The sequence below is a fragment of the Acinetobacter guillouiae CIP 63.46 genome (assembly GCF_000368145.1).
In the GTDB taxonomy this organism is placed as follows: domain Bacteria; phylum Pseudomonadota; class Gammaproteobacteria; order Pseudomonadales; family Moraxellaceae; genus Acinetobacter; species Acinetobacter guillouiae.
In genome coordinates, this window is sequence record NZ_KB849283.1 from 1,394,035 (window position 1) to 1,408,910 (window position 14,876).

Genomic DNA, 14,876 nt, shown 5'->3' on the forward strand with positions numbered 1-14,876 from the left:
AGATAAAACAGTTTGTTTTTATTAAATCAATCGGTTTTTTAGTTTAACAAAAATCAACGACTTTCTCATCAGCATATCCCCCTATTCTCAAATTTAAATTCTTTAATGCTGGTATATATATGGGCATTGACTAGAAAATCAATAGACACCCCCCGACTTCCTCGAAACTTAAAATTAGATTAATTTTCAACAAAAATAATATTTCTTCGACCATCTCTCTACAAAAATTCATGCGCAGCCAAGCCACAAAGTTTTAAGCTAAATTTATGTTGTGGTTTCTCCAATTAAGTACAACAAGGTGTACTTATTCACAATTCCTGAATAAATAAGTGAAGAGGTAAAACAATGAAAATAGAGTTCGTATTCGATATCGTCTATCCAATGAGTTATGTGGCGTTTGAAAAACTCAAACAACATTGGAATCAACCCATGGCGAAAAAAATCGAATTATTACCTGTGCAAGTTTTACCAGAAATTCCAGAACAAGGCTTAGATGTTTATCAATACCTAACTGAAAGATATGGAACCAAAGAAGCCAATCGTAAACTTGATATGGCAAAATTTGCTGCCTATAGTCAAGATTTAACCGTGGATATTGAGCATATGAAGCGTATGCCCAATAGTCGCTTAGCCCATCAGGCGATATTGGCTTTAGATAATATCTTTGACCAATTCGCATTAACGCAGGCTTTATTCCATGCCATATTCGCCCATGGTAAAGACATTGCCAACCCTGAAGTGCTGAAACAAATCATTGAAGGTATGGGCTTGGATGGTACGAAAGTTCTACGTTCTATTCAACATAAGGAAATCGCAGACAAACAAACTGAGATTACTCATTATGTACAAGGTTTCGGTAAACACCCTACCCCCTACTATATTGTGGATGGTGAAATTTGGGATAAAACCTTTGATACCTTAGAACTGAAAGATCTGATTACCAACCGAGCGAAAGATGTCGCTTAGGACAACGAGATTTAATTTTACAGCAATAAAAAAGCACTTTTGTGATTAGCAAAAGTGCTTTTTTATCAAGATTTTTACAAAGTATAAGCTTTGTAGCGTTGCACTAACCGATACGATGACCAATTCGGTGTAAACGTTTGGCAATTCGACTTGCCACCCAATAAATCATCAAGCTAAAAAATAAACTGAGTGCTGAAATTCCCCATAAAACCTTTTCAACAATGTTCGACCAAAAGCTTGCACGACTCACTTGCGCTTCAACACCTTGCGCAATCGGGGAAAGCGCTCGATTAAATACCTGATGTTGAATTGTCCATAATTGCTCAGGTTTAAAGCCATATTCTAAAAAGCGCGAATCGGATTGCTCCGCTTTAATCAATTTTTCTGTGTAAACCGTAGCCACAACCTTATCAACAGGTTTATGCATCAACGCAGTTTGTGCCAATAAATAGCTTTGTACTGTTTCAGGCGCATCCGATCTTTGCAGATATTGATAAATATCGCTTTGCTGAATGTTTTGATCATACTTTATAAATGATTTTAACTCTTTGTCTTCATCATCTTTAAGATCATATTGCACATAAGTCAAACCAGACCATAGCACAATCAAGGATAACAGCCATGCAACAAATTTAAGGATAAAAGATTGAAAGCGCACTTTAAAAAAGCGAATTTTTTTTAATACAGCAACAATAATAAATGCGCCAATAAAAGACACAATTAATTTTAAGATCAACCAGCCAAACCATGACAATGCATTCATCAGGTAGTCTGGTTGATAAATATATTCTCTTAACTGCTGATCTAGAATATATGGCAAGTGTAATTGATGAACCTGTTGAGCTACACCAAACAAGTTAAAAACCAATTCCTGTTGAAAAAAAACAGAAACTAAACTTGCGATACCTACAGAGGATAAAACCACAGCCGAAACCATCAAATTCCGTTTTCGATGCTGAAGTATTTTTAATCCATGTTCGATCTGTTGAATATCTACAGGATATTGAGTTTTTTCAGTCAACCTTTACACCTTTAGATGAGATTGTGCCAAGATTTAAGCTTTGGCTTAGGATTGATGCGTACTGGTATCTAATACCAACTGTTGTAAATTCGATTGAAGCGCTTTAATCCGAGTCGAAGCCTCTTCACGTTTTTGCATGCCCTCTTTCTGAATTTGAATGACATCATTTACAGTTTTAATCAGGGTATTTTGAACATGTTCAAGCGTTTCAATATCAATCACTGAACGTTGATTGGCTTTGGCAGTATCCACAGAATTTTGATGAAGTAAATCTGCATTACGTTTTAATAGCTCATTGGTTGCATCATCAATCGTGTTGGCAAGTTGTACACTATTACGTTGCTCATTTAGAGAAATCGCCAAGCTGATCTGGTTTTTCCATGCGGGTAAAGTAATATTTTTAATCGCATAAAATTTATCGACCAACATCATATTATTGGATTGAATAATACGAATCATCGGTAAGGTTTGCATTGCAGATTGTTGCAAGACTTGTAAATCACTGACCCGCTTTTCTAGATTGTTGGCTAAATGATTAAGGTCATAAACACGCTGATTGGTTTTAGGATCTTGCTCTTGCTGAGATAAAGTCGCAATTTCTTGCTGCACTTCTACTTGCTTGATTCGTCCTGCGGCAATATAAATACCCAGTTGTCGATATTCTTCTTGTACCCCATTAAACATTCGATCTAATGTATCTACTCGCGCCTTTAAACCTGTTTGCGATGTTTCAATTTCTTTGACCAATGAATCTATTTGCTCTTTGGTGGTATTAAAATGTTGATCGAAATTTTGCTTAGCACCTTTAAACTTACTGAGTATGCTTCCAATAAATCCTGAGTTTTTCGATTGATTCAAAATGCTGGATGTATTCAATTGCTGAGCAACTTGCACAACTTCATTTAATTTTTGCCCAGTCACATCTAGGTCTTTATTTTTGACTAAGTTGAGTAATTCATCTGTATATGTGGATGTTTTGGTCGCAATATTTTTACCATATTCAGCAACGGATGCATGATTAATATTGGCCAAGTCTTTATGCGCATTTACAACCTCATTAAAATCCTCAGTATTTAAGCCTATTTCTTTCAAATTCAATTGTTCAAACTTCTGCAATTCCAACGGCGTATTGGATTGTTCAGTTAATGCTTGATGATTCGAATCGCTCATACTTGTATCCTATTTATTTTCTAATGATTTCTTTAATGATTGAATTAATTTATCACGACTTTTATCCAGTTCTTCAGTCCTTGTAAAAGAATTCTGCGCACTACTCTGTTTGACATGATATTGCCATGCAGGAATCAGCACATGCTGAGCTTCATTAAAGCGATCAAGTAAGCTCAATGAAAGTTGTTGTGTTAACTGCATTTGTGCTAACGCAATATCATTACTGGCTTGTAACGTTTGTAGCGTATTGACTTTCTTAGACAACCGCTCTGCAAAGTTATCCAAGGGATGACGATGTTGTACAAAAGCAGGATATTCATGTAAAAATTCCTGCGCTGCACGAATATATTTCGCCATTTGCTCTCTTAAACCATTGGCTTGTTGGAATCTTGCTTCCGACTTTTGAATTTCGATTTGTAATCTTTGACTCAAATGTTTGGCTTCATCAATTAAACTTTCTAAATCATTTAAATATTTGACTTGCCCGACACTAAACTCCAAATCCAAGCCTAACCATTTTTGTATCGCATTGAATTTACGTTGATTTAGCTTTTTCTTGGATGCAGATAATTGCTGAATAATTTGTGCAATAATTTGACTCAGCTTTTGCGTCAAACTTGGATCAATGGCTTTTAACAGTACCGATTGTGCTTGAATCAACTGATCGGCATATAAATTCAGTCGTGTTTGATTGTCGAGTAATGGAACCAAATCATTTCTTTTAATCGAAAGTAATTCATCAGAACTACATGAGATCTGTTCAAGCGGTGTAAGTACAGTAAATTGCTTCATATCAGTTCAAAATGAATAACTTTTCAATGATTTAAGGGAAATCAATCAACAAACCCTTTCTATTTAAAACTTATAATACAAATTAGGAAGAAAGCCCATACAAATAGCAAAAAACATACAGATAGCAAAAAGCCAGTTTTTATAAACTGGCTTTTTGCTATAACACAATGTGTTAAAAACGATCATTTTATCTGTATTGATTTGACTGTTACGGCTTTGGTTGTCTATTCGCTTGATAACGACGATAACCTGTCAGCCCTAATAACCCAAGAAGACTCAACCAACCCAATGAACCACCGCCACTGACCCGTGGGCTTCCTGGCGCAGTACCTGAGTTTTTCAAAGTAACAGTAGCCACTTCAACACTACTATTTTCAGGAGTAGAAATTTTTCCATCCGCATCATACACATAATAGGTAAATTTATAACTAAATGGATCAAGTGTATTTCTAAGTTGGATATGGATTTTGCCACCATAGCAGGTATATTTATTGTCGCTACCAGGACAAGGCCCACTACGATCCGCGGTAATGACCACAGGATCGATATTTGTTCCAATTCGAATTGGTAATTCAACCCCATCTGCATTGACATAAAATTTTGGTTTATTCGGCTTCTCTGTTAACGCAGCAGCATTACCATCACCATCATCATTTGCATATTGCAGTAGATCTACATCAATCGCTTTGGTTGAGCCTTGTTCAATATTAAATGTTGCATCTTTAGTAATAGGTGCAATATTGGTAAAGCTTCCAATGATATAGGCTGAAGAGCTAATGCTTGGATCTGTCTTTAACTCTAGTTTATAGCTACAGAATTCATTGTCACCTGATGGTGTAACATTGTCATCTATACGCCATAACATAATTCTCTTTAAGTCTTTATTCCATACACAATCGAATTTTGGCTCTTTTTTACCTACAAATTGTTTCTTATCATTTAATACTCCGACACCAAGTGGTTCTACAATCACATTATAATTGTCTGCAGTTAAATGTTTTACCACTCGCACATCATTACCAATAGCGTCTTTGGTTATAATTTCTGCAGGTAGATTGGCTGCAAAAGGATCGACAAAGATCGTGCGATATTTCTGGTCTGATTTGGTGTATTTGATTAAATTACTATACAGCTCTGATTGGATTTTATAAAAAGGAACATACTCCTGTTTGGTCGCTGGATCAGCAATCAATTTATTATAATTATCCAATATGTTTTGATAAGAATTAAGTGCCACAACAACCGAAGTATTACTTGCACTCAGATTATTTGCGGTGAGACGTAAAACCTCTGTAGAGCCAATATCACATGAGTTTGCCACGTCATTTGGACCATTGGAGTTCTCCGCAATCACGCGTTTAACACCACGCTGATCAACGCCACTACAACCCATATAACCAATATCGACTAGGTCTTTGTCTGTGCCTAAGTTTATAGGGAAATACATTGGCATAAAGCCTGTAGACTCACTCGGCGGTTCTATCTTATTTAAAATAGTTGTGAATGCAATATTACTCACATCAAATGTATGATCTTTACCCTCTTTAGTCAGCTCTTCTGCAACTTCACACTGATCATTACCTGCAGTCAGCTTTAAGGCGTTATAAGTAAGTACAACACCCGAACCTACAACTTTACTCACATCCCCATTTGCATAGCGACAAGATTTTCCATCATTATTATAAGCCAATATATTATTACTTAATACTTTTATCCCATTGTATCCATACAATAATGTTGCCCAAGCATTATTATTGACAATGGTATTACTGATCAGTGATAAAGAAGAAATATCACTAAAATTAACTTTTCCTTGTGGTGTCAATTGGCTAAATTGAATGATACGACCTTGAGTTGCACTTGCGATATTGTCAGTAATCGTATTTGCAGAAAAGGTCACTGCAGGTTGCCCACAAAAATTAAGCATGCTTAAACTATCTGCAGCACCATTGCCAATAAATGTTACCCCACTCACGGCAATATTACGTTTGGTAAACTCTAAATTATCAGCACAGGTCATTCCAAGTACACTGCCCAGTTCCGCTTTATTGGTCTGGAATACACCATAATTTATGGTCAGAGAACTTGAAACATCATTTAAATAAATTGCCCCACCTGCTTTCGCATTGGAATCCATAATATTTACATTATTTAAGGTGAGTGCACCGCCAGCATAAATTGCTCCACCCACATTATTATTGCTGTCATTTAAACTCGAGCCATTTTTTAAAATTACATCATTCAGCGTTAGACTCGGCTTATTTTCATAAATGGTATTGAAAATACGTGAGTTTCCTTGACCTGAAATTGTGGTTTTTAATGGGGTTGCAGCAGGGAAATTATTGGTTAATACATCTGGGCGACTATAATCACCTGGCTCTTTACCAATAATAGAAACATCTGAGTTGGGTCTTAATTCTTTAGTCAGCTTATATTCACCTGCTTCCAACTGAATTACATTGGGTACTGTTGAATAAACCTGTCCTGCACTACAGCCACCATAAGCTTTATGTGTGGCGGCGGCGTGTAATGCTTCTCTTAATGAACACTTGTCAGGATTTGTCCCATCCTCATCATCAAAGGTGGTTACATAAATCGTTTTATCTTCTGCCGCCATCAAAGACATGGTCGACAATACAACAAGTGTCAGAAATCCTTTTTTATAATTTTTCATGTGCAATCCTTTACTTATACTTGATCCGTCGATAGCCAGCTAAACCAATCAGTCCAATGATTGAAAGAAATCCTAGACTTCCACCAGAGGTCTTTACTTTATAGTTTTTAAAATCATCTGGCTTTCTTTGTACAATTCGTGCAGGAATCGTAATATAAGGATTATCTGATTTATTAAAACTTGTGGTCGATGTCACCACATTAATTTTAAATTCATCTGAACCTTGCCATTGACCGTTCGGTGTATACACAATATCACCTGCCTGATTTATCGTCATGGTGCCTTTAGATGGCGTATTGGTTTGAATAATCTTTAAACAACCTATTTGCCAAGGCTTACCATTATCATCCAATTCTCGATTAAAAATTTGTTTACACTTTTCAGCACTAACAAGTTCACCATCTTGTAATTGATCAGAGATTGAAAATTTAGCTGTTTCACCATATAAAATATCTTGCCCTACGGTCGAAATGTTTCCAAGATCAATCACCAGTTCAATCGCACCACGATCACATAATTCTGAATTGGAATTTCTCTGTTTACTTCGCTGATCAAGAGTCGAACAAGCTGTTATTTTATCTTGAGGTTCTGGACCGTGATTAATAATCACAGAATCTTCAGCCGAGTTATAACTTGGTAAAATTCTTGGTAAAAAATAACCTAAAGCTACACTCGGTGACTCAGCAAATGGGCATAAAATCCCATTAGTACTAAAGTCACATTTTCCTTCTGTGGTACTTCCAGCAATCAGTTGCGCATTACCCAATGCTGTTGCTTTAAAACCATTGCATCCTGAAGAATAGAGGTTATTGCTGATCTGTTCTGCTTCACCACCAGACACAATCGTACAATCTTGTGTACCATTTTTGGCAATAATACTATTTGCGACAAAACCTTTCTTTTGAGGGGCGTCTACAATAAGACCCATATTATTGAGGATCATGGTGATATTGTTGAGCTGCATAGCATCGTAGACTTTAACCACATAGCCTTTATTGTTAAAAATCGTACTATTTTCAATCCCATAGGGCGCAGTAGAGCCAAAGGCTTTTAATGCATCTTCAGAAAATTGATTTTGTGTTTCAAAGTTTGAACTTGTAGCATCAGTAACCTCATTATCTCGAATTAATGATTGTGTGATAACAAATGCAGGTAATTCGGTATAAATTACACCACCTTTTTCTGCTTTATTGCCTTTGATTAAGGTCTTGTTAATCCCAACGATACTTAATGCGGTATTCGCAGCATAAATGCCTGCATTATAGATTGCACCACCTTCTTCAGCATGACCATCTAAAAGCTGGCTATTACTTATCCCCAATGCTTCTTTGTTATAGATCAGACCGCCTTGCTTAGCACATAGCTCTTGACCACAACCTTTTAAGGTAATTTCATCAAATGAAACCTTCAGCATTGCAGGTGGTGTCTCTGCTTTCTCATCTATATCTTTTTCGATCTGAAATAAACGTTCTTTTCCAACCATTTTAATAATGGCATTGTTTTTACCTACAAGCGTTTGTGTATTATTTACGTTACTTTCATAGGTCGAACCAAATGCGACATCCTTTAATATTCGGATTTGCTTATTCAGTGAATACTCTTTATTGCCTTGTAATATAATTTTTGCAGTCACCTCTTTGCCGCCACCACAACCATTATAGCCAGCTTCAGGCATTCCCTGATTGACGTATTCAACTGCTTCTCTTAATGAACACTGATTATCAGCTTTTACAATATCGTCTGTGGTAGTCACAGTAATATTTGCACTAAATGCCTGACCAGTAATACATAATAATCCTAAGCCTATGCCCCGTTTGAGCATTATAGTCTCCTTGATTTCTTTTAATTATTTCTTATTAGCCAGCATTACGCTTTGCTATCAGTCCTTTTTGCGTACTTTGTCACACACAATAAAAATTCTCAAGAATTTTCATCGGCCGATCTATTGACTTCACTTCTTGTGTTACGCGCACTCAACAATAGTAAAAATCAACTATTGTCGATATTCATCAATCAATGCATAGAGCTGTCTTAAAGTTGCATGAGATAATTTCGTCTTCTCACCCTTTAATAACTTTTCTAGCTGTTCAACAGACTGAAGTAGTGTACTCGTTTGATGTGGCCCATGTAATAGCAAATATTCCGTTATTTGTGGGTCAAAATGTACACCCCGACGTTCCAACACAGAATGCAATAAAGCATGTCGATCTGCATAGGACTGTCCACTCGGTACTTTTACACTGACTGCCTGAGTAAGGCGAGATTGTAGGTCTGGTAATTCTAGCTTTAATTCTATCGGCGCAAATCGTGATGAAAACACCAACTGTCCGCCATCTTCGTTATTGTTATTAATCAGATGAAATACCGCTTTTTGCCAATGCGGTACGCCACTAATGGCCTCGATATCATCCAAGGCAACCAAATCATAGCTTTCTAATGAGGTAATTGCCTCTATAGGCGCATCAAGTAATTCTAACAGCGATACTTTAATCGCAGATTTGCCAATTTCTAAATAAGAATCGCAAATCGCCGTGAGTAAATGACTTTTTCCAGTTCCAGCACCACCATAGATGTAGAAACGATTCATCAGCCCTGCATGAAGCTGACGCACAGCATCAATTACAGGTCCCCAACCTGGCCCAGAAAAATCACTAATTCTGGCATCCAGTTGTGGTTCTATATCCAACTGTAATTGACGCATATATTCAAATCATTCCTAAAGTGGATTTTGATCATTTTTAATCGATTGATCAGTATCTTGCGTGTTTTTAACTTCAATATCAAGATCAACTTTGTCGCTTTCGACTGAAATTGTTTCAGTAGTGCCATTATTTTGTATGGTCACTAAAGTATCCTCTGCTTTAAAGAACTGACTTTCTTGATATAAATCTTTGAGATGCTTGAGTAAAACCACGATAACAGCTGCAACTGGCAGTGCGATCAACATCCCGACAAAGCCACCCAACTGAGCCCCCGCAAGTACTGCAAATACCACAGCTACAGGAGATAAACCAATTTTATCACCCAATAAGAACGGTTGAAGAATATATCCTTCGATGAGCTGCCCTACACCAAATACAGCCAGAACCATTAATAAATGTTTTGGATCTAGACCAAACTGGAAAAAACAAGCAATCACTGCCGCAATAATCCCCACACCAAAGCCAAGATATGGAATGATACTGCACAGCCCCGCAATCATACCAATAATTAATCCGACCTCTAAACCCACCAACTGCAAGCCTACGGCATAGACGATTCCCAATAAAATCATCACAAGGAACTGTCCTTTGACAAAAGCCCCCAAAACGCTATGACATTCACCGACAATTTTAAGTACATTGCTTTCATATTGACGGGGAATAAAACTTTTTAAGTGTTCCAACATCCGCTTCCAATCAAGCAAGAAATAGAATGCAATAATTGGAATTAAAACAATTGTTCCGCCGATCGAAATAAAACTCAGTCCAGATTGGGCAATTTTTAAAGCCATCGCTTGAATACTGTCCGCACTATAGTTGGTCTGAACATACTCCATCACCACTTTAGAAATTTGGTCTGTATCCAATTCCATATGTTCAACATTGAAATTGTTGGACAACCACGGTAAGAAAGTTGAATTCACCCAATGGATTCCCGCAGGAATACTGTCACGGGCATAAATTAATTGTTTCCAAACCAAGGGCACAACAAACCATATTGCCCAAGTCAGTAACACGCCTATTCCAATAAAAACCACCGAAATAGAGAGCCACCTTGGTAAAACTTTTGACAGCTTATCCACCACTGGACTAAATAAATAGGCAACCAGAAAAGCCGCAACAAAAGGAATCACTACAGGTTTTAATAAATATAAAATCCATAAAACTAAAGCAATTCCAGCAAGGATAAAAATTCGTTTTAAAGTCCGATCGTGCATCGAATCACGCCTTTTTCAAATTTATTCGTTATGGAGGGGAAAATATTTTCATAAAGATAGCATTTTAGTGCAGAAATAACATAAGAGTTTCGTATATTCGGGTATAATCCCCGCGCGAATGCGGAGACTTCAATTATGAGCAACTCAACTTCTACCCCAAACACTGGTTTAAGCTATAAAGACGCTGGTGTCGATATTGAAGCGGGCGACGCACTTGTCGATCGAATCAAATCTGTCGCTAAACGTACAACACGCCCTGAAGTAATGGGTGGTTTAGGCGGCTTCGGCGCACTTTGCAGAATCCCTAAAGGTTATGAAGAACCTGTTCTTGTATCTGGTACAGATGGTGTCGGTACAAAATTACGTTTAGCATTGAACTTAAATCGTCATGACACCATTGGTCAAGACTTGGTTGCAATGTGTGTAAACGATCTTCTTGTATGTGGTGCTGAACCTCTATTCTTCCTCGATTATTACGCAACTGGACATTTAAATGTTGATGTTGCTGCAAATGTTGTGACGGGTATTGGTAAAGGTTGTGAGCTTGCAGGCTGCGCATTGGTCGGTGGTGAAACTGCTGAAATGCCTGGAATGTATGAAGGTGAAGACTATGACCTCGCAGGCTTCTCTGTGGGTGTAGTTGAAGCAAGCAAAATCATTGATGGTACCAAAGTAAAAGCAGGTGATGTTCTTATCGGCTTAGCCTCTTCTGGTGCACACTCAAACGGTTATTCTTTACTTCGTAAAATCTTAGACGTGAAAAACGTCGATTTAACTCAAATTGTAGATGGTCGTCCGCTTGCAGATGTTGCAATGGAACCAACACGTATTTATGTAAAACCAGTGCTTGAACTGTGCAAACAAGTTGATGTCCATGCAATGGCTCACATCACAGGCGGCGGTTTACCTGGTAATTTACCTCGTGTACTTCCAAATGGCGCTCAAGCGGTGATTAATGAATCGTCTTGGCAATGGCCTGAATTGTTCAAACTTTTACAACGTGAAGGTGCTGTAGAACAATTTGAAATGTACCGCACATTTAACTGTGGTGTGGGTATGGTCATCGCAGTTGATGCTGCTGATGCTGACAAAACTATTGAAGTTTTGACTGCTCAAGGCGAAAAAGCATGGACAATTGGTCATATTCAAGAAAATGCGGCTTCTATTGAAGGCGCAGATGAAAAAATTCGTGTGATTTTTGCATAAGTCTCTCACATGATTAAAATTGCTGTACTTGTCTCAGGCAGTGGAAGTAACCTTCAAGCCTTGATTGATGCCAATCTTTCAGGGCAAATCGTGGGGGTCATTTCCAACAAACCTGAAGCATTTGCCTTAGAGCGCGCTGCAAAAGCAGGCATTGCAACCACGGTGATTGAGCATAAACACTATCCTGATCGGGAAACTTTTGATGCTGTCATGCATCAACAATTACTGGATTGGGATGTTGATTTAGTCATTCTCGCTGGTTTTATGCGTATTCTCAGTGCCAAATTTGTCCAAGCATGGGAAGGGAAAATGGTCAACATCCACCCTTCACTATTGCCCTATTACAAAGGCATGCATACACATCAACGTGTTTTAAATACCGGTGATGTTTTACACGGGTGTACTGTGCATTATGTCACTGCTGAGTTAGATGCTGGACAAGCGTTGACTCAGGGTGTTTTAACAGTCGATTTACATGATAATGTGCAATCCCTTGCAGCACGTGTACATGTACTTGAGCATTTAATTTATCCTCAAGCAGTTGAGTGGATCTGTAATGGCACCATTCAACACTTGGAAAATGGTCAGGTTTTATATAAGGGACAAGCACTTAAACAGCCAATTCAATTTTGCCAGCTTTAAGTATTGCTTGATTTAAAATACTGTCGAAAAAATGCATCCTCGGATGCATTTTTTATGGCTAAACGAAATTTGTCTGTGTAGTAACCTTATATAACAATAGGTTTATAGCAGCACAGTCGCTTGAACTGCTACGTTTGACATAAAAAGATTTGAATCAATTTATGGGAAAAACAGCTGACTTTTTAGCAATAGGCCGTAATAAAAAACCTTTATTTAGCGAGAGGTACAACCTGCCACTCATTCAACGACTGATTAATGGGTATTAGATAAATTTTGTTGAATCAGCTTTTTAATTAATTCAACAGTTTCAACTGGATGTTCCAAAGGAAACATATGTCCTCCAGCCGTCAGGGTAAAAGGAATATTAAATTTCTTTTTGGCTATTTGTGGAAATTTACGTTTTAAAAAAGGACTCTCTGAACCAATCACCAAATTTACAGGAACTTGTGGCTGTGGATGCGGTAACCACCAATAAGAAGGACCTGTTCTAAAAATTGCAACTTCAACATCTTTAGGAATAGTCAAAGTTACGCCTCCACGAACATGGTCTTCTGTTAGCGCATAATCGATATAAGCCTGAAAACAATCTGCATCAAAATGTTGATAAAACCCCTTTGGACGTAACAACTCTGCGGCTTGTTGACGTGATTCCCAATGATCTCGACGGCGTATGCTGAGATGTGCTGGTGTCATTGCATCGATTTTTTGAGGATAAAATTTCTTTGCAAGATTAAAAATAAAGGAGGCGGTCCCCATAATCAAAGGAGGATCCAATAAAATCGCTTGTTCAAATAAATCTGGACGCTTAAATGAGGCTAAAAAAGTTGCCACAGCGCCTAATGAATGACCTAAACCAATTACTTTACGTCCATTAGACTGTTGCACAATACTATCAATCACTTGATCTGCAAAATTCGACCAATTGTTATCAATAGGATAACGTTGATCTGTACCTAACAGAGAAACATAAATCACATCATATTGATCTTTCAGTAAATCAAACAGTTTGGTATAGACTTGAGATGGCACACCATTGGCATGGGCAAAATGAATAACAGGTTTCATGTGAGATAGGCTAACCATGTCTTGCTTTACACTCTAAATATGATGAATTGAAAATACTGTAGCCGATAAATAGGATTCAGTTAAACATTTTAAGTGAACTCCGTGCTCTTATTTTACACTTAGCGATGCCACTCAAATGAATTAAACAGGTTTAAAGCAGTTATAAAGGCTTAAGGTAACAAGAAAATAGAGCTTTAAGATTGTGCTTGGCTTAATTTTTCATTTTTCTTTTTTTTCATACACTTTGTTTTTACTTCATACAGGTTGGATCAGTAAACAGCAATGCTACTGCTCTATTACTGTTTACTGATCCATAAAACCTAGACTATTGCATTTTCACATCTTGGTTCATACCCAGTTTTTGGCTCACAGCTTCACCTAAGCCATTACCCATTTCTGAACCTAAACGGCCTAGAACGGAGTCAAATGGGCTACGCTCAACTGTATAATTGACTGTCTTTTTCACTTTTAATTCGCGTTTCAATGTTTCGATATTTCCTGCTTTATCTGCGATTCCCAATTTAATGGCTTGGTCACCTGTCCAGAATAAGCCAGAGAAGATCGCTGGATCTTTCGATTTCAGCTTTTCACCACGGCCTTTTTTCACAGCATCGATAAAGTGATCATGGACATTGTCCAATAAAGCTTGAATATGCGCACGTTGTTCTGGATTAATCGGCTTGGTCATACTAAGTATGTCTTTATTGCTTCCCGACGTCATGGTACGGTCTTCAACACCTAATTTTTGGGCTAAACCATTTACACCATAGTTCGGCATAATTACACCGATTGACCCCACCAAACTCGAAGGATTCACCCAAATTTCGTCTGCTGCTGATGCAATATAGTAAGCACCTGAAGCGCCCATATCACCAATCACAGCATAGACTTTTTTCTCTGGATTTTGTTTTTTAAGATATTGAATCTCTTGCCAAATATCATCAGACTGAACCGGTGACCCACCTGGTGAATTCACATTCAGTACAACAGCTTTCGCAGATTTTGCTTCAAAGGCTTTCTTTAATGATTTAATTGTATCGGTACTATTTACACCTTGACTACTTGAATCAATCGTACCAACGATATTGACAACCCCTAAATGATTCTCTGAGGTTATTGTTCCATCATCTGCCCCAGATAATGAACAACTCTTACCTAGTGCAACTAAAACAAACAGAATATAAAGAAAAGTGAGTATTTTAAAGAAGATCCCCCAACGACGAGTACGACGTTGCTCTTCAACTGAAGCAAGAACTGCTTTCTCTAAGATCTTCCATTCCTGTCCTGTAGGCTGTTGGCCTGCAGAGGAATTCAAATTTGTATTGTCATTTTGAGGTTTCGGCGGCCAATCTGACATTTATACCATCCAAATTAATTTTTCATGCTTCATTATATACACGGAATCCGTATAATCTATTTAA

General features: G+C 37.6%; 12 protein-coding genes. 3 read left to right on the forward strand and 9 right to left on the reverse strand.

From position 1 onward, the window contains the following. Nucleotides 1–345: 345 nt before the first annotated feature. Complete coding sequence (locus F981_RS11635; RefSeq protein WP_004721747.1) at nucleotides 346–966, forward strand: DsbA family oxidoreductase; 621 nt, start codon at nucleotides 346–348, stop codon at nucleotides 964–966. 103 nt (nucleotides 967–1,069) lie between these two features. Here F981_RS11635 and F981_RS11640 read toward each other — a convergent pair whose 3' ends face one another. From F981_RS11640 to cxpE, 7 genes are all read right to left on the reverse strand, one after another. Next, nucleotides 1,070–1,987 (reverse strand): hypothetical protein, encoded by a 918-nt coding sequence (locus F981_RS11640; protein WP_016539043.1) that lies wholly within the window; start codon nucleotides 1,985–1,987, stop codon nucleotides 1,070–1,072. A 45-nt stretch (nucleotides 1,988–2,032) separates the two neighbouring features. Next, nucleotides 2,033–3,157, reverse strand: coding sequence for a toxic anion resistance protein (locus F981_RS11645; protein WP_004721751.1), 1,125 nt, complete (start codon nucleotides 3,155–3,157; stop codon nucleotides 2,033–2,035). Between the two features lie 9 nt (nucleotides 3,158–3,166). After that, nucleotides 3,167–3,949, reverse strand: coding sequence for a hypothetical protein (locus F981_RS11650; RefSeq protein ID WP_004721753.1), 783 nt, complete (start codon nucleotides 3,947–3,949; stop codon nucleotides 3,167–3,169). Between the two features lie 208 nt (nucleotides 3,950–4,157). Further along, nucleotides 4,158–6,623, reverse strand: coding sequence for a CSLREA domain-containing protein (locus tag F981_RS11655; RefSeq protein WP_004721755.1), 2,466 nt, complete (start codon nucleotides 6,621–6,623; stop codon nucleotides 4,158–4,160). A gap of 10 nt (nucleotides 6,624–6,633) precedes the next feature. Beyond that, nucleotides 6,634–8,445: a rhombotarget A gene (gene rbtA, locus F981_RS11660; protein WP_004721757.1), complete on the reverse strand. Its 1,812-nt coding sequence runs from the start codon at nucleotides 8,443–8,445 to the stop codon at nucleotides 6,634–6,636. A 171-nt stretch (nucleotides 8,446–8,616) separates the two neighbouring features. Beyond that, nucleotides 8,617–9,324, reverse strand: coding sequence for a DnaA regulatory inactivator Hda (hda, locus tag F981_RS11665; protein ID WP_004721759.1), 708 nt, complete (start codon nucleotides 9,322–9,324; stop codon nucleotides 8,617–8,619). Nucleotides 9,325–9,339: 15 nt separating this feature from the next. Further along, on the reverse strand, nucleotides 9,340–10,542 hold the full coding sequence (cxpE, locus tag F981_RS11670) for a chloramphenicol efflux transporter CxpE (protein WP_004721760.1): 1,203 nt from the start codon (nucleotides 10,540–10,542) through the stop codon (nucleotides 9,340–9,342). 135 nt (nucleotides 10,543–10,677) lie between these two features. On the opposite strand from cxpE, the gene purM reads away from it, so the two are divergent. Further along, on the forward strand, nucleotides 10,678–11,748 hold the full coding sequence (gene purM / locus F981_RS11675) for a phosphoribosylformylglycinamidine cyclo-ligase (RefSeq protein ID WP_004721761.1): 1,071 nt from the start codon (nucleotides 10,678–10,680) through the stop codon (nucleotides 11,746–11,748). Nucleotides 11,749–11,757: 9 nt separating this feature from the next. Further along, entirely contained in the window at nucleotides 11,758–12,390 is a 633-nt protein-coding gene (gene purN, locus F981_RS11680; protein WP_004721762.1) for a phosphoribosylglycinamide formyltransferase, read from the forward strand. Between the two features lie 252 nt (nucleotides 12,391–12,642). Here purN and F981_RS11685 read toward each other — a convergent pair whose 3' ends face one another. Continuing rightward, on the reverse strand, nucleotides 12,643–13,455 hold the full coding sequence (locus tag F981_RS11685) for an alpha/beta fold hydrolase (protein WP_016539044.1): 813 nt from the start codon (nucleotides 13,453–13,455) through the stop codon (nucleotides 12,643–12,645). A 325-nt stretch (nucleotides 13,456–13,780) separates the two neighbouring features. Beyond that, nucleotides 13,781–14,812 (reverse strand): signal peptide peptidase SppA, encoded by a 1,032-nt coding sequence (sppA, locus tag F981_RS11690; RefSeq protein WP_004721766.1) that lies wholly within the window; start codon nucleotides 14,810–14,812, stop codon nucleotides 13,781–13,783. Nucleotides 14,813–14,876: the final 64 nt, after the last annotated feature.